16 protein-coding genes are annotated in these 14,104 nt (G+C 65.7%); 9 read left to right on the top strand and 7 right to left on the bottom strand.

Annotated elements, in window-relative coordinates; genetic code table 11:
• Positions 1-11 precede the first annotated feature (11 nt).
• The 3 genes from ACZ46Y_RS04425 to ACZ46Y_RS04415 all read right to left on the bottom strand — a co-directional run bounded on the left by ACZ46Y_RS04425 (position 12) and on the right by ACZ46Y_RS04415 (position 3,084).
• Positions 12-1,970 carry a heavy metal translocating P-type ATPase gene (locus ACZ46Y_RS04425; protein ID WP_311957373.1) on the bottom strand — a complete coding sequence of 653 codons (1,959 nt, stop codon included), beginning with the start codon at positions 1,968-1,970 and terminating at the stop codon, positions 12-14.
• Positions 1,971-1,989: 19 nt separating this feature from the next.
• Complete coding sequence (locus tag ACZ46Y_RS04420) at positions 1,990-2,205, bottom strand: heavy-metal-associated domain-containing protein (protein ID WP_311946210.1); 216 nt, start codon at positions 2,203-2,205, stop codon at positions 1,990-1,992.
• A 117-nt stretch (positions 2,206-2,322) separates the two neighbouring features.
• Positions 2,323-3,084, bottom strand: a complete 762-nt coding sequence (locus ACZ46Y_RS04415; protein ID WP_311957372.1) for a Crp/Fnr family transcriptional regulator — start codon at positions 3,082-3,084, stop codon at positions 2,323-2,325.
• Between the two features lie 160 nt (positions 3,085-3,244).
• Here ACZ46Y_RS04415 and ACZ46Y_RS04410 point away from each other — a divergent pair, with 160 nt between their 5' ends.
• Both ACZ46Y_RS04410 and ACZ46Y_RS04405 read left to right on the top strand, forming a co-directional pair.
• Positions 3,245-3,907 carry an AzlC family ABC transporter permease gene (locus ACZ46Y_RS04410; RefSeq protein WP_376717600.1) on the top strand — a complete coding sequence of 221 codons (663 nt, stop codon included), beginning with the start codon at positions 3,245-3,247 and terminating at the stop codon, positions 3,905-3,907.
• Positions 3,900-4,238: an AzlD domain-containing protein gene (locus tag ACZ46Y_RS04405; RefSeq protein WP_311957370.1), complete on the top strand. Its 339-nt coding sequence runs from the start codon at positions 3,900-3,902 to the stop codon at positions 4,236-4,238. Before ACZ46Y_RS04410 ends, ACZ46Y_RS04405 begins: the two co-directional genes overlap by 8 nt.
• Positions 4,239-4,249: 11 nt before the next feature.
• Here the strand turns inward: ACZ46Y_RS04405 and ACZ46Y_RS04400 are convergent, their stop codons facing one another.
• Both ACZ46Y_RS04400 and ACZ46Y_RS04395 read right to left on the bottom strand, forming a co-directional pair.
• Positions 4,250-4,864, bottom strand: coding sequence for a glycine zipper 2TM domain-containing protein (locus tag ACZ46Y_RS04400; protein ID WP_311957368.1), 615 nt, complete (start codon positions 4,862-4,864; stop codon positions 4,250-4,252).
• 145 nt (positions 4,865-5,009) lie between these two features.
• A complete protein-coding gene (locus ACZ46Y_RS04395) occupies positions 5,010-5,759 on the bottom strand; it encodes an alcohol dehydrogenase catalytic domain-containing protein (protein WP_311957366.1) in 750 nt (249 codons plus the stop codon).
• Between the two features lie 224 nt (positions 5,760-5,983).
• Between ACZ46Y_RS04395 and ACZ46Y_RS04390 the strand changes: the two genes are divergently transcribed.
• The gene (locus ACZ46Y_RS04390) at positions 5,984-6,535 is read left to right on the top strand and encodes a cysteine hydrolase family protein (protein ID WP_311957365.1); all 552 of its coding nucleotides are present in this window, start codon (positions 5,984-5,986) and stop codon (positions 6,533-6,535) included.
• Positions 6,536-6,579: 44 nt separating this feature from the next.
• Here ACZ46Y_RS04390 and ACZ46Y_RS04385 read toward each other — a convergent pair whose 3' ends face one another.
• Complete coding sequence (locus tag ACZ46Y_RS04385; RefSeq protein ID WP_311957364.1) at positions 6,580-7,233, bottom strand: SOS response-associated peptidase; 654 nt, start codon at positions 7,231-7,233, stop codon at positions 6,580-6,582.
• A 26-nt stretch (positions 7,234-7,259) separates the two neighbouring features.
• On the opposite strand from ACZ46Y_RS04385, the gene ACZ46Y_RS04380 reads away from it, so the two are divergent.
• Positions 7,260-7,580 carry a hypothetical protein gene (locus ACZ46Y_RS04380; RefSeq protein WP_311957352.1) on the top strand — a complete coding sequence of 107 codons (321 nt, stop codon included), beginning with the start codon at positions 7,260-7,262 and terminating at the stop codon, positions 7,578-7,580.
• 20 nt (positions 7,581-7,600) lie between these two features.
• Here ACZ46Y_RS04380 and ACZ46Y_RS04375 read toward each other — a convergent pair whose 3' ends face one another.
• Positions 7,601-7,996, bottom strand: a complete 396-nt coding sequence (locus ACZ46Y_RS04375) for a hypothetical protein (protein WP_311957349.1) — start codon at positions 7,994-7,996, stop codon at positions 7,601-7,603.
• Between the two features lie 267 nt (positions 7,997-8,263).
• Here ACZ46Y_RS04375 and ACZ46Y_RS04370 point away from each other — a divergent pair, with 267 nt between their 5' ends.
• Genes ACZ46Y_RS04370 through ACZ46Y_RS04350 form a run of 5 tightly spaced genes read left to right on the top strand, consistent with a single transcriptional unit; the run spans position 8,264 to position 14,085 of the window.
• Positions 8,264-9,118 carry a hypothetical protein gene (locus ACZ46Y_RS04370; RefSeq protein ID WP_311957345.1) on the top strand — a complete coding sequence of 285 codons (855 nt, stop codon included), beginning with the start codon at positions 8,264-8,266 and terminating at the stop codon, positions 9,116-9,118.
• Entirely contained in the window at positions 9,115-10,302 is a 1,188-nt protein-coding gene (locus ACZ46Y_RS04365) for an ATP-binding protein (RefSeq protein ID WP_311957343.1), read from the top strand. The genes ACZ46Y_RS04370 and ACZ46Y_RS04365 overlap by 4 nt, the downstream gene beginning before the upstream one ends.
• A 54-nt stretch (positions 10,303-10,356) precedes the next feature.
• On the top strand, positions 10,357-12,072 hold the full coding sequence (locus ACZ46Y_RS04360) for a hypothetical protein (protein WP_311957341.1): 1,716 nt from the start codon (positions 10,357-10,359) through the stop codon (positions 12,070-12,072).
• Entirely contained in the window at positions 12,069-13,487 is a 1,419-nt protein-coding gene (locus ACZ46Y_RS04355) for a hypothetical protein (protein WP_311957340.1), read from the top strand. Before ACZ46Y_RS04360 ends, ACZ46Y_RS04355 begins: the two co-directional genes overlap by 4 nt.
• Positions 13,480-14,085: a condensin complex protein MksE gene (locus tag ACZ46Y_RS04350; RefSeq protein WP_311957337.1), complete on the top strand. Its 606-nt coding sequence runs from the start codon at positions 13,480-13,482 to the stop codon at positions 14,083-14,085. Before ACZ46Y_RS04355 ends, ACZ46Y_RS04350 begins: the two co-directional genes overlap by 8 nt.
• The last annotated feature ends 19 nt before the right edge of the window (positions 14,086-14,104 follow it).

The following is a 14,104-nucleotide window of genomic DNA, read 5'->3' as shown; positions in this document are numbered from 1 at the left end:
AGCGCGAACCGTCAGGCGGCCGGAGCCGGCTTCTGCGCCTCGGCTGACGCCTGCCCCTTGGCGGCCGGACGGGCGCGCAGCAGCCGCATGCCGTTGACCACCACCACCAGCACCGAGACCTGGTGGATGAACATGCCGCCGGCCATGTGCACCTCGTTGGCAAAGACGCCGGCCAGCAGCCCGGCCACGGTCAGAAGCGCGATCACCACGTTCTGGCGGATGTTGTTCAGCGTCGCCCGGGCCATGCCCACCGCCTCGGCGATCTTGCCCAGGTCGTCGGCCATCAGCGCGATATCGGCGCTCTCGATGGCGACATCGGTGCCGGCCGCGCCCATGGCGATGCCGATATCCGCCGTGGCCAGGGCCGGGGCGTCGTTGATGCCGTCGCCGACCATGGCGGTGGTGCCGCTCTCGCGCTGGATGGCCTCGATAGCCTCGAGCTTCTGCTCGGGCAAGAGCCCGGCCTGCACTTCCTCGATGCCCAGCTCGCGAGCAATGCGCCAGGCGCTGGCGGCGTGGTCGCCGGTGAGCATCACCAGCCGCTTGACCCCGGTGGCGCGCAGGGCGGAAAGCGCCTCCACCGCCTCGGGGCGAATGCGGTCGGCAAAGCCCAGCAGGCCAACAAGAACGCCGTCGACGGCCACGGCGGCGACGGTTTCGCCGCGCTCGCGGATCTCGTCAAGCGCCCTGGCCGCCGCGTCGGGCCATTCGTCGACCCGCTCCTGGAGCCAGTCCGGGCGGCCGATTTCCACCCGCCGACCTTGCCAGCGGGCGCTGATGCCGCCGCCCGCCGCGGTCTCGAAGTCGTCGGCGCGCGGGCCGCTGTAATCCGCCGACAGCGCCCGCTCCACCGCTCGGCCGAGCGGGTGCTCCGAGCCGCTCTCGGCAAGCGCCGCCCAGTGCAGCAGCCGCCGGCGCGGCTGCGTATCTTCTCCGGTAGTGGGCAGCGCCGGAATGCCGGCAAGCGGCGTCACCGTCATGACTTCGGGGCGCCCTTCGGTCAGGGTGCCGGTCTTGTCGAAGGCCACGGCGCGGATGCGCCCGGCGGTTTCCAGGTACTCGCCGCCCTTGATCAGAATGCCGCCGCGGGCAGAGCGGCCGATGCCGGCGATCACCGAGATCGGCGTGGAGATCACCAGCGCTCCCGGGCAGGCGATCACCAGCAGCGTCAGCGCCAGCGGCGCATCCCGGGTGACCGCGTAGGCGACCAGCGCCATGACGATAATCGCCGGCGTGTACCAGGTAGCGAAGCGCTCGATGAACCGCTGGGTCGGCGCCTTGGCTTCCTGGGCCTGCTCGACGCGCTGGATAATGCGCGCAAGCGTGGTGTCGGCGCCGACGCCTTCGGCGCGGATTTCGAGATAGCCGTCGTGGCTCACGGTGCCGGCAAAGACGCTGTCGGCCTCCTGCTTCTCGGCGGGGATGGGCTCGCCGGTAATCGCGCTTTCGTCGATGGCCGCGCGGCCGCCGAGAATGCTGCCGTCGACGCCGATGCGCCCGCCCGGCCGCACGATCACCGTCTCCCCGGGCTCAACCTCATGGGGCGCTACCGTGACCTCGTCGCCCTCCCGGCGCACAACGACCTCAACGGGCGCCAGCGCCAGCAGATCCTTGAGCGCCGAGCGGGTCTTGGCCAGGGTCCGCGCTTCCAGGTAGCCGCCCAGCACGAACAGGAAGGTGACCGCGGCGGACTCCCAGTACTCGCCGATAAACAGCGCCCCCACGGCGGCAACGGTAACCAGCAGCTCGATGCTGATGCTCCCCGCCCTCAGCGCGGAAAACGCCCGCAGGGCCACTTCGGTGCCCGCAACGGCGGCGGCGAAAAGCCACAGCGCGTCGGTGAGCCAGCCCGGGCCGCCGAGGAAGTAGCTGGCCGCCCCGCTCAGGCTCGCCACCCCGGCGACCAGCGCCACCGTGCCGCGCCGCTGGGCAGGGGAGCGCCAGCGGGATAACAAACGTCTTATATTCATGATGGATTGCCTCCCAAATTCAAAATGCGCTGACGCGCGCCTCGTAGCCCACATCGCGCACCGCCGATGCCAGGCGCTCGGCCTTGACCCGTTCGGGGTCGTGCTCGACCTCGATCCGCCCGGTGGCAAAGTGCACCTTGGCGTGAGTCACGCCGTCGAGCCGGCCCAGCGCTTTCTCGATCTTGGGGATGCAGGACGGGCAGTTCAGGTCGTCGCTACGCAGTAAGGTTTTCATCGCTTGTCTCCTGTCTCTGTGCGTGTCAGGGACAGAATGGGCGACGGGGAGGAAACACAACATGCGCCGGAACAAGTTGCTCCAGCGATTGGCAAAATAAGGGCAAAAAGCGCGGCGTCAGCGCCCGGGTTCGGCCTCTTCGATCAGGCGAGCGAGCCCGGCGCGGTCGCGCAGGCGTATCCACTGGCGGCCGGTGTCGACGTACCCCCGGCGCCGCAGGCCGGAAATCACCCGGCTCACGGTTTCCGCGGTGGTCGCCACCATGGCGGCCAGGTCCTGCTGGGACAGCGGCGACTGGATCAGAACGCCGCTTTCGTCGGCTTCGCCCAGCCGCTCGGCGAGGTCGAGCAGCGTCTGGGCGATTCGCGCCTCCACCGGCAGGGTGCTAAGGGAACGGATGGTGTCCTGGGCCGCTTCGAGATCCCGCGCCACGCCGTCCAAGGCGCTCAGCGCCACCGCCGGGTAGCGGTGCAGCAGGTCGCGGAAGTCCGCCAGCGTGATCAGCAGCACGCAGCACGCCGTCTGGGCTACCGCGCTCTGGGGGTAGCGGCGCCGGCCGAGCACCGTCAGGCCGCCGAAGGGGTCGCCCTGGCTCAGCAGGTCGAGCACCACCTCGTCGCCCGAAACGCTGTGCTGAAGCAGCTTGACCTTGCCGTGAGCGACCAGAAAGAGCGTCTCGGCGGGCTCGCCCTCGTGGTAGATCATTCTGCCGGTGGGGTAGTTGACGCTGCGGAACAGACGATTAACGGCGTCCCGCGCCGGCGCCGGCAATCCCCGGAAATACGGCGCGTCGCCCAGTATTTGCGCGCGCAGCTCGGCCGAACAGCTGCCGGGGCTTACATGATCATCGCTCAGCGGCGTCGTACGTTTGCGTTTCATCCGTCCACCTCCTTCACTGCCGAGCCCCAAGGTTGGTCCTTCCACGGCGCTTCGTGCAAACTGGCGTGACGTTTCACGCCGAGCAAGGAGACGCCTCTTGGCCCTGCAAGCTACCCTGTCCCACCCGGCGCTCACGGGAATACGCGAGACCTTTCCCCTGATGGGCGGCTACGTGCCGGTGGCCGTCTCGTTCGGGCTGATTGCGGTTCAGGCGGACTTCGCCCCCTGGGAGGCGATTGTCATCTCGACGCTATTCTACGCCGGCGCCTCGCAGTTTCTGTTCGTGGGGATGGTCGCCGGCGGCGCGCCGCTGTGGCTGGTCATCATCATGACGCTGCTGATCAACGTACGCCACCTGGTCTATGCGCCCAACCTGGCCCCCTGGATGACGGCGAGCCGCGGCTGGCCGTGGCTGATCCACGGCCTTACCGATCAGGTTTTTGCCCTGGCCCATCAGCGCCTGCCCCAGCTGCCGGTGGATCGGCGCCTGGGCTGGTTCGCCGGGGTCTCGCTGTTCGCCTGGGCCGGGTGGGTTGGCGGCACCGCGCTCGGCGCCTTCTCCGGCGGCTGGCTGATGTCGCGCTGGCCGCTGCTCGGCGAGGTGCTGCCCTTTGCCCTGCCGTCGCTCTTTATCGTGCTGGTGGCGCCGCGCTTCACCTCCCCGCGCTGGGGCCTGGCGCTGAGCGTCAGCATCGGCGTGGCCCTGGCCAGCGCCACGGTGGGGCTGACCAACCCGGGCATCCCCTTCGCCGCTCTATGCGGCGCCCTGTGCTTCTACCTGGTCAAGCACGCCCCAAGCCTATCGCGAGGCTTTCATGAGTAGTGCTCTCTGGCTTGCCGTGCTGGCCTCGGCGCTGGGTACCCTGCTGCTGCGGCTCTTGCCGCTGCTGTGGATGCGCCGGCGGCTTGGCAAACGCGGCGACCCCGAGGACGCCGAAGCGCTGCCCCAGTGGCTCAGCATTCTAGGGCCATTGATGATCGCGGCGGTGCTCGGCGTGTCGCTGGTGCCGCGCCACCCCGATGCCGGCTCTTGGCTGGCCACGGGGCTTGGCGTGCTGGTGACCCTGGCCGTGTGGCGGCGGGTGCGCTCGCTGGGCTGGCCGGTGGCAGCCGGCGTGGCAACGTATGGGGCGGTGGTGATGGCGCTGGGGTAAGCCGCTAAGCGCTATGCTTCCTGCTGGGCAGCGCGGGTCTTCTGCCAGTTGGGCGACCCCTCCTCAAGCTCTACCTGGTCGCCCTCGGGCTTTTCGTCCAGCCGCGTGGTGTGGGTGCCGCTATCGTCGCTCCAGGAGACCTTGTAGCCTTCGGACTCTTCGTGGGTATCCACCACGGTGCGGCATTCTTCGCGGGTAACCGTGCGCGTCTGCGGCTGGGACTGGCCGGCCTGGGCGCGCTGGCGGTTTTCCACCCGTTCCTGCACCTCGCGCCCGGCCAAGCCGCCGCCGATGGCACCGGCTGCAGTGGCCAGCTTCTTGCCCGTGCCGCCGCCCACCTGGTTACCCAGCAGGCCGCCGACAACCGCGCCGGCCGCCGAGCCGAGCAGTTTGTTCGGGTCGCTGCTTTGGGCCTGCTGCTGCGGCTGCTGCTTCACGGGCACCTGTTTCTGCACGTCTTCGCACACCTCGCGCGGGGTTTCGACGGTGCGGGTGATCTCCTGCACGTTGACGATATCGGCGTACTCCGGCCCCGTGGGCTGGTCCTGAATCTGCCAGGCGCCAAACGCCAGGCCACCCAAACCCAACACCGCAAGCGTCGATCCGACAACGATGGACTTGCTCATTACCTACCTCCCGGGCTAATGCCCCTGATTGTCTATTGCCGATGTATACACTCGGCGGCCTGAACAAGCATAACGACTTCTGCCCCAACGTTTGAAGGCGCGCGGGCGGCTTGCACTGCTTTTGAACCGCTTATGCACGCAGCCTTCACGGAGAGCGAACCACCACCCGCCCCCGCACCTTGCCGGCGGCCATGGCGTCGTGCGCTTCGGCGGCTTCGGTAAGCGAGAAGGTCGCGCCGATACGGCCCTTGAGCCGCCCGGCGGCAAGCAGGCGATTGATCGTTCCGGCGGCCCGGGCCAGATCGCTGACCGAGGCATTGCTGATGGCAAACCCGTGCAGGGACACTTCCCGAGTATACATCGCCCCCACCGGCAGCGCCGGTGCGGCCCCCTGCAGTCCGGCCATGACCACCGCCCGGCCGCCCGTCGCCAGCAGGGTATCCCCGGCGGCAAGCCCGGCTTCGCGCACCAGGCCGATATGCGCCGTGGCCGCCCCGTGCAGCACCGCCGCCGCGTCAAGCGGCGCTACCTTCGGCGGTAGCGGATACAGCCGCTCCGCGCTCACCACGGCATACTCGGCAAACGCGCCCTGGCGGCCGTCGTGGCCCAGGCTGTTGCACCAGACCCTATCGCCAACCGCAAAACCCGCTGCCCCAGACCCTGCCTCAACCACGGTGCCCACCAGGTCGCGGCCGATCACAAAGGGAAACGGCGTGGGCGTGGGAAACGCCCCGGAGCGCACGAACAGGTCCACGTGATTGACTTCGCTGGCCTCCATGCGCACCAGCGCGTCCGTCGGCCCCGGACGCGGCACCGGCAGCTCGCCGATCTCGATGTGAACGACGCCGCCCGTTTCACGAATAAAAGCAGCTTGCATAGTCGTAGGGGTTGGCATGGCGCCTCCTTCTATCGGCCTGGTTTTCAAGGTCTGTCGAGTCTTTCTTCCCACGGACGGCCACCCCTTGGGCTTAACGGCCAATGGAGAGGCTGGCCCCGCAGCTTCCTGCCCGCAAGCGACTTCGCTATGGTAGAGAAACAAAAGCCGTATTGAACCTGATCGCTCAATGCCGATACCGGCAAGGATTTGCCGATGAAGGCGCCGCACGGAGGTAATTGGATATGAGCCAGAAAGCGCTGCTCAACATCGACTACACCCACGACTTTGTCGCCGCGGACGGCAAGCTTTCCTGCGGCGTACCGGGCCAGGCGCTGGAAGACGATATCGTCGAGATCACCGAAGCGTTCATCGAAGCCGGCGACGACGTCTTCTTCGCCATCGACGCCCACCTTGAGGTCGACCCCTACCACCCGGAATCGAAGCTGTTTCCGCCGCACAACATCATGGGCACTCCGGGGCGCGAACTCTACGGCAAGCTGGCCGACGTGTACGACCGGCACCGCGATAAGCCCCACATCCACTACTTCGACAAAACCCGCTACAGCGCCTTTGTCGGCACCCCGCTGGAAACCAAGCTGCGCGAGCGCGGCATCACCGAGCTGCACCTGGTGGGCGTATGCACCGACATCTGCATCCTCCACACGGCGATCAATGCCTACAACAAGGGCTTCGATATCGTGGTGCGCGAAAAAGGCGTGGCCAGCTTCAACCAGCCCGGCCACGACGTCGCGCTCGAACATGTGAAAAACGTGCTGGGCGGAAAGGTCGTATAGAAAGCGCAACAAATGCGATACGGGCCACTAGTAGCGACAGGGCCTCAGCCTTCCGGCTCGATCAGCCCGGCGTCGTCCTCCACCGGCTTGTTGACGCGAGCGCTCACCGGCCAGTGGATCAGCGCCTCGGGCGTGAGGTGGCGCACCCGGCGGCGGATAGCGTCGCGCTGGGTCAGCTCGGCGTCCAGCCAGGGCTCAAGGCTTGGCTGATCGAGCACCAGCGGCATACGCGGGTGAACCGCTGCTGCCGCCCCGCGTGCCGGCTCGGTAATAATCGCGCAGCCAAGACGGCCGTCCGGGCGCTCTGCCCACAGGCCGGCCATCCACAGCGGCTCGCCGTCCTCTCGGGTCAGGTAGTGCGGCTGTTTGCGGCCGTCCACGTTCAGCCACTCGAACCAGCCGTTGGCCGGCACCAAACAACGCCGGTGAGCGAACGCATCGCGAAAGTACGCCGACGTCGCAACTTTTTCGGCGGTGGCGTTGATCGGCTGGGGCGCCTTCTCGTCAGCCCACCCCGGACGGTAGCCCCACCACAGCGCATCCAGGCACGGCGCATCATCGTCGCCACGCCGCACCGATCTGATCCAGGTGCCCGGCGGCACGTTATAGCGCGGCGCAAGCTCAGGCTCCGCCAGCGGCATGCCGAGCGAACGCGCCAGGGTGGAAACATCGCTGTAAAGGGCAAAGCGGCCGCACATGGTGTGCCTCGTTATATCAGCCGTATATGTTGGTAAAAGCAAAAGACAGAAGCGCTGTTACTTTTCTACTGTTACTGATGGCCTTTTTCAGCAGTGACGCCTTTGCCCATGTCATGACTGACGGCAGTGGCAGGAACTACAACGTGACAATGAACGACAGCGGCGCTGTCATGAAGTCCGGGGATGCCGTTATCTACCTCGGAAATTCGTGCGACGCTTTTTCAGAAAAATACGGTCGTGGCACCTGGGGCTGGGCCAACGGTGGCGTCATCATACAATTCATCGACCATCGTGTCGGGTTTCCTCGCCAGGAATCACCGTTCAACGACAGCCGGTGCCCAATCTGAAGAACAGGCCTCTGTTCAGGTCATAGCCACAGCAGGCGCACCACGGCAACGTTGGCGAAGCTCACCAGCAGCAGAAAACTGACGTAGGTAAGCACCAGATAGCGAAAATAGTTGTTCCGGCTGTGCTTCACAATGCCGGCGTCTTCCTGGTGGGCGCGGTGCGCCGCAGCAATCTTGGCAAACAGCGTCAGCTCAACGTGCATCAGCACCAGGGTAATCAAGGCCAGCATACTGCCCAGCAGCGGCGCGATCAGAATCCAGCTTTGCAGCACCTGGGTAATGTCGGGCTTGAGGTACGGCACCGCCCCCAGCAGCACCACGGCGATGGTGATCTGAAACAGCTTTTGCCAGATGTGGTCATGGCGGTACTTGTATTCATCCCACAGCAGCGCTTCGGGGCCATCTATGTAGTACATGCGGTGCTCCTTACCGAGCTCTATTGTGGGTATTCAAGGCAAGGTCTCGGCGTCACGTTCATTATTCAGCTTAGCGGCAAGTATCCCCGGCTCTGCTGCCGGCCACCGGCCCCACTGCGACTGGCCGGGTATGAGAGCGAGCGTAGCGCTTCGCCGCATGAATGAGAAGGCACTTATCACCCGACACGACCCGCCACAGCGCGGCGCTTTTCAAGCCCGCGATTATTGGCTAATGTCAGGAGTTGGTTCAGCGTCAAGGATGGCGATATGAGCGCAAAACACCGAATTGGCAAGCGGCGTTTTCTCGGCTATTTGCACAAGCTGGCGGTCGGTGAAGGCGTCGATGAAGCGGCGTTCAAGCGCGGAATGGCCGAGCTGGGCCTGGACGAGCAGGCGCTGCTGGGCGGTGCCCGACGCGAGTTTGTGCGCGGGCGGCAAGCACGCTTTCACGACTACCATCAGACAACGCTCGACGACTGGGTGGCGTGGCTGGAGGAAGCCCACGCCTCGGAGCGCATCGAAGGCGCCCGCCTGGGCAACAGCCATCGGGCGCGGGTCAGCGGCGCCGTGCTGCTGATGCGCCGTCATGACCAGCGCCACCCTCAGGTCATTCTGGTCGAAGACGACACGCCGCACTTTCCCGTTCCCCCTGCGCCCCGGGCGCTGCTGGTGGAGAATCTGGAAAACTTTCTGGCGCTGGACGCTACCCTCGCGCTGCTGCCCGAGTGCGGGCTGGGCACAGAATGGCAGCAGGCCGACGTGCTTTACGGCAGCGGCAACAGCGTCACCAACCACATGCTCACCCCGGCCCTGCAGCGCTATCAGGCCATCGGCTGCCTGTTTGATCCGGACCCGGGCGGCATTCGCATGTGTGACACCCTCTTCCGCCGCGGCAGCCTTCCGCCCCTGCAGTTCGTCGCCCCCAGCAACCTGGAAGAACGCCTGCAGCGCGCCGCCGCGCCGCGCCTGGTCAGCCCCGCACAGCGCCGCGAGCTATCCCGCTATATCAGCCGCACGCCGCCGGTGGCCAAGGTCGCCGAGCTTATCCGACGCAGCGGACGCAGCCTGGAACAGGAAACCTATCTCGCAGGCCTGCCACCCCACTCAGGAGAGCTTTCATGACGCTGGGTTTTGATACCTTCCGCTTCAAGCAGCTGATTTTCGTTAACAGCGCCGCCTACGCCTATACCCGAGTGCGCATTGACCAGCACACCGCCCTGTTTGGCAGCAACAACCTGGGCAAGACCTCGATGCTCAACGCCCTGAAGCTGTTTTTGCTGCCCGAAATCAACTTCCGCAAATGCCAGCAGAAGTTCAACTTCCGCGGCACCAACGGCAAGATTTATGACGCGCTGGCCAGCTTTCGCTACTACTTTCCCGAAGATCGCTCCTTTATCACCCTGGAAGCCGAAAACCCGCACGGCACCTTCTGCATTGCGCTGCACCGCGGCAGCGCCACGGATAATCAGGAATACGCGCGTATGGTGGTGCCCTGCGCCTACAGCGAGATAGAACCGCTGTTCTGGGACATGGAAGCCGACGACGACAGCGGCATTGGCGGCCCGGTAGAGGCCATGACGCTGAAAGACACCCTGGCCGAGCTGCGCCGTCTGGGCGGCGAGCCGCTGAGCGAGCGCAAGACCATCCAGCAGCGGCTGTTCACCAGCCAGCCCCACCACCCCACCGCCGGCCGCTTTAGCCTGTTGCCGCTGCGCAACGACGCCGGTGCCCGGGAGATCGAAGCCTGGCGCAAGCTGATTCATCTGGCCTTTGATATTGCCGCCCAGGACCAGCGCACCCTGCCCGACACCCTGGCCACCATTATGGAGGGCCAGAAAAGCCGCCGGCAGGAACAGCTGGACGTGGACATCAGCGACATCGTCGACGAAGCGCGTAAGCTGCGCGCCGACGGCGACCGCATTACGCGCCTGGTCAACGCTCAGGACGAATGGCAGGCATTTGACGTCCTCTACCAAAGCGAGCGCGACCACCGCAGGCTGGCCGCCCAGCGCTACGCCGACCTGGCACAGAGCGTCACCCGGGAAAAAGATCGCCTGGACGAAGCCGTGCGCCTCGCCGGCGGCGAGCTGCGAGACGCCGCCAACGCAGAAGAAACCCTGCGCCGGGACAAAAGCACCCTTGAGCGCAACGTCACCCAGCACGAAACCCGGCTGGAAGGCCTGCAGCAGCAGGCGCACAAACTACGCCACGACATCAACGCTGCCAACGCCACGCTTAACGCCTTCCCCAGCCTGACGCCGGACGAAGCGGCGGCCGCGCTGCAGGAACGCATCGACCAGCAGTAGGAGATAATCAAAAGCTACGACAGCAAGGAAGCCGCCCAGCACCAGCTGGCCGAGGTGAACCGCCGCCTGGAGGGCAACAAACGCAAGGCCCAGCAGATGCGCCACGCGCTGGATAACCACAGCCCCACCCTGCTGGACGCACTCCCCGCGCGGGACGCCGGAGTTCTGTACTCCCTCAACCCGGCGCTGGGCAGCACTCACGGCACCCCAGGCCCGGAACAGCTCGCCGCCTTCCGCCATTTCAGCGAGCAGTTTTACGCGGATAGCGGCGTGCTGGTGCTCGGCCACCCGCCCGACCACATCACCCTTGGCGGCATTGTCTGGCAGGCCTACGATGCCGAACACAATCGGCAGCAGGCCGAGCACGAGCTTGCCCAGCTGCAGCACCATATCGACCGCGATAGCAAACAGCGCGACGAGCTGATGCGCGCCGCCACCCTTACCGCCGACGAGATCCGCCGGCACCGCCAGAACGCCGCTGAAGCAGAAGAGAGCACCCGCCGCGAACGCTCGACTCTTATGGCCAAGGCCGCCAACGAAGACCAGGCCACAACCCTGACGGATGACATCGACACGCTCAGCCAAACGCTGGAGGAAGCCCGCCAGCAGCGTAACCGCAACGCCACCGAACATGCCCAGGCCGACGAAGCGCGCCAGGCAGCACAGCAGCGGCACAACGTCGCCAAGGGCGAGCGCGATATTCTCGAAAACCTTGAGCGCCGCCTGAACGCCCTGGGCCGGGATGCCGACAGCGTCTTCGGCCGCGCCCACCGGCATCTGGAGCCAGCGCCCTGTTCGCTCAATGACGACGCCGTTACCGCGCTGGAAAACGACGTGCGCGAGCTGCGCGGCCAGTGGCAGCAGCTGGAAACTCAGCTGCGCCAGCTGCTGGCCCGCCGGCTGCTCGGGGATGACGCCAGCGCCGACATGACCATGGCCTTTGACGACGCCGCCGTCAGCCGCTTTCACGAACAGCTGCGCGAACGCTACAGCAACCTGGAAACCCTGCGCGCCCACTACCGCCACAACGTCGAGCGGCACAACATGACCACCCATTCCCAGGTGGAGATTCTGCGCCGGGCCAAGGACTACGTCAGCGCCTTTATGAGCGGCATCAACAAGGAGCTGGGGCAGTTTCGTATTTCCAACCTGGAAGAGGTGCGCATTGACTACCGGCTTCACCCGCGTTTTCAGCAGCTGCTCGACGACCTTGACCGCGCCGACCTGCTCGGCAATGAGCTTCAGGATGAGCACGTCTACGAACAGCTACAGGCCTTTCAGGCGGACTTCTTCTCCCCGGAAGCGGCGCGCACGGGCAGCGTGCTCAGCATGGACCAGATTCTGCACTCGGTGTTTTATCGCTACCGCCTTCAGGGCGAAGACGGCTGGACGGGTAACGCCCAGTCCAACGGCACCACCATGATGATTACTACCAACCTGCTGTCAGTGCTGATCTCACGGCTGATGGCGCCAGATGCCCGGGTGAGTATGCCGCTGGTGATGGACGAGTTCGGCTCGCTGGAAGTGCGCAACATGCGCACCGCACGGGAAATGGCCGAACGCCACGGCTACAGCCTCTTTGTGGCCAGCCCCAACCGCGACGCCAACATCATCCAGGTGCTGGAAAACTACGTGCATCTGGGGCTGTTCAACGCCGAACGCGCCTACTCCAGCAAGCGCAGCGTGGTGCACCACGGCCTGTGCGAATCGTTTGGCGCAACCGGCAGCCTCCGCCGGCGTCAGCCGCCGCCCGAGAGGCTGCCGTCATGATCGTCAAGGCGCCCTATATCCTCAAACAGCTGATCGACTACCGGCAGCACTTCACCCCGCTGGTCGATCACATGGAACAGCACCACGGCACCACCGAGATCCCCCTGCGGCTGTATCGCCGGCAGGTTCGCGCGGCCGCCGATGCCGCCGCGCAGGCGGTCAGCAAGCGTGAAGGCGAGCGCGTGTTTCAGACCCTTGCGGAAAACAACCTGGAGCACGAACGCCTGATTGTGCGCAAGGAACAAGCCCGGGGCACCCTGATGTTCGCCCCCTTCGTGCTGGAAATGCTGCGCCACTTCGACGTCAGCCGGCTGCAGGGGCTCAGCCAAACCGAGCTGGAAGACCTGCGCCGCGGCCTGAACCAGAGCCTCGATGCCTTTGAACAGCTGCCGCTGACGTTCGACGACGAAGACTTCTGCGACGAGCTGCGCCTGCTTAGGCGCCGCACTCAGGACACCCTGGCCAACATTCAGGCGAGCGTCGCCACCCTTGGTGCCCAGAGCGACCGCCTGGGCCGCATCGTCGACTATCAGGACATCGCGCGCCTGGAAGACGCCGCGCAAACCCGCGAAGCGCTCAGGCACATCAACCGCATCTACCAGCGCCATATTCTGCCGGCGCTCAAGTTTCTTGACCCGCAAACGGCGTTCAAACAGGGTATTCCGGCGATTACCGCCATCTACCGGATCGCCGATCTGATGCGCGACGCCGGCCTCCCCGAGCTGGACGAAGAGCTGCGGCTGGCCGCCAACGCCATTCACGTCTACATCAAGGATATTGACGCCCTGCGCCGCTCGCTGGAGCGCTACGTGCGCCAGAACCAGCGGCAGCGCCAGCAGTACGACTCCGTCGAAAGCGCCTTCAACCGGCTGCGCGAGGCCACCGAAGCCCTGCACGACGGCAGCCTGCGGGACAAATACATTCCGCTTAACGACCCGGCCATTCGGCGGCCCGGCACCTTTGCCGGCATTAAACGCCTGCGCCTGCCCGGGCTCGACTGGCGCGACATCGACCACCGAGCCGACCTGGAAGAGTTCACCGACCGCCGCATTGCCGAGCTGCGCGACGCCCGTGATCAGCAAGGCTCCGTTACCGTGGACCCGGCCCACACCGGCCTGAACGAGGCCGACCTGGCCCGGCAGCGCCGCCAGCAGGAAGTACAGGCATTACTGCAAGGCTGGCAGCTACCTCACGGCTGCGGCGACCTGCACCAGGCGCTGCACGACTTTTTGCAGGCCCGGCTTGCCGACTACACCCTTTACGACCTGCTGGACGCGCTGGACTGGGTCATGGCCCGCCCCGAGCTTGGCTACCGGGCGCGCTTTTGCCACCACGTGCTGGCGTACGGCGAGCTGGAGCTGGCCTACCACCCGCTGACGCCCCTGCCCACACCGAAGGAAACGCCCCATGCATGACGACTACGACACACCCGACAGCCCACAGGGCCCCGTGGTCAACCGCCGGCTGAGCCAAGAGGCATTTCGCCAGCTGACCGCCGGCAGCGTCATCAATCAGCACTGCATCCGCGACGGCGAGCCGGTCGCCAACCCGCTGTTTCAGGAGCTGTATAAAGAGCGCGACCGCTACTACGTCGGGGCCTACGCCAACATGGGCATGGAGCTGGTACAGCGGCCTGGGTTTTTCTACGTGCGCTCGCTGGCCGGCGACGACAGCGAAGACCCCATCAGCTCCGCCGCCATCCGCCCCATTCAGGGCGTACTGCTGGTACTCGGCCGCGGCGTGCTGGAAGCCGGCTATATGTTTGATCTGCTGACCACGCATGAGGCAGGCGCCAGCCCGGCGCTGCTGGAGCAGATCGGCAGCAATACGACAATGCAGCAGATTCTTGCCGCCTGCCACATCGACCGCCCGCTGCCCGAAGCGGCTAAAATCGCCCTCTTCGACCGCCACATCGCCTACTACAACGCCCGCGGCCACCTGGTACTCGCCGATGCCGGCCAAGCGTTTTTTAACGATATTTTTCAGGAAGAACAGGCGGAAACCCCTGAATAGACGCCTTCAGCAGCGCCTG

This window comes from Halomonas garicola, from assembly GCF_055382465.1.
This window is presented reverse-complemented; position numbering and strand designations above follow the sequence as displayed.

Bases quoted from the DNA above. Each gene is read 5' to 3' on its own strand.
- ACZ46Y_RS04425 (WP_311957373.1), bottom strand. From the start codon at position 1,970: ATGAATATAAGACGTTTGTTATCCCGCTGGCGCTCCCCTGCCCAGCGG.
- ACZ46Y_RS04420 (WP_311946210.1), bottom strand. From the start codon at position 2,205: ATGAAAACCTTACTGCGTAGCGACGACCTGAACTGCCCGTCCTGCATC.
- ACZ46Y_RS04415 (WP_311957372.1), bottom strand. From the start codon at position 3,084: ATGAAACGCAAACGTACGACGCCGCTGAGCGATGATCATGTAAGCCCC.
- ACZ46Y_RS04410 (WP_376717600.1), top strand. From the start codon at position 3,245: ATGGGCGGCTACGTGCCGGTGGCCGTCTCGTTCGGGCTGATTGCGGTT.
- ACZ46Y_RS04405 (WP_311957370.1), top strand. From the start codon at position 3,900: ATGAGTAGTGCTCTCTGGCTTGCCGTGCTGGCCTCGGCGCTGGGTACC.
- ACZ46Y_RS04400 (WP_311957368.1), bottom strand. From the start codon at position 4,864: ATGAGCAAGTCCATCGTTGTCGGATCGACGCTTGCGGTGTTGGGTTTG.
- ACZ46Y_RS04395 (WP_311957366.1), bottom strand. From the start codon at position 5,759: ATGCCAACCCCTACGACTATGCAAGCTGCTTTTATTCGTGAAACGGGC.
- ACZ46Y_RS04390 (WP_311957365.1), top strand. From the start codon at position 5,984: ATGAGCCAGAAAGCGCTGCTCAACATCGACTACACCCACGACTTTGTC.
- ACZ46Y_RS04385 (WP_311957364.1), bottom strand. From the start codon at position 7,233: ATGTGCGGCCGCTTTGCCCTTTACAGCGATGTTTCCACCCTGGCGCGT.
- ACZ46Y_RS04380 (WP_311957352.1), top strand. From the start codon at position 7,260: ATGTTGGTAAAAGCAAAAGACAGAAGCGCTGTTACTTTTCTACTGTTA.
- ACZ46Y_RS04375 (WP_311957349.1), bottom strand. From the start codon at position 7,996: ATGTACTACATAGATGGCCCCGAAGCGCTGCTGTGGGATGAATACAAG.
- ACZ46Y_RS04370 (WP_311957345.1), top strand. From the start codon at position 8,264: ATGAGCGCAAAACACCGAATTGGCAAGCGGCGTTTTCTCGGCTATTTG.
- ACZ46Y_RS04365 (WP_311957343.1), top strand. From the start codon at position 9,115: ATGACGCTGGGTTTTGATACCTTCCGCTTCAAGCAGCTGATTTTCGTT.
- ACZ46Y_RS04355 (WP_311957340.1), top strand. From the start codon at position 12,069: ATGATCGTCAAGGCGCCCTATATCCTCAAACAGCTGATCGACTACCGG.
- ACZ46Y_RS04350 (WP_311957337.1), top strand. From the start codon at position 13,480: ATGCATGACGACTACGACACACCCGACAGCCCACAGGGCCCCGTGGTC.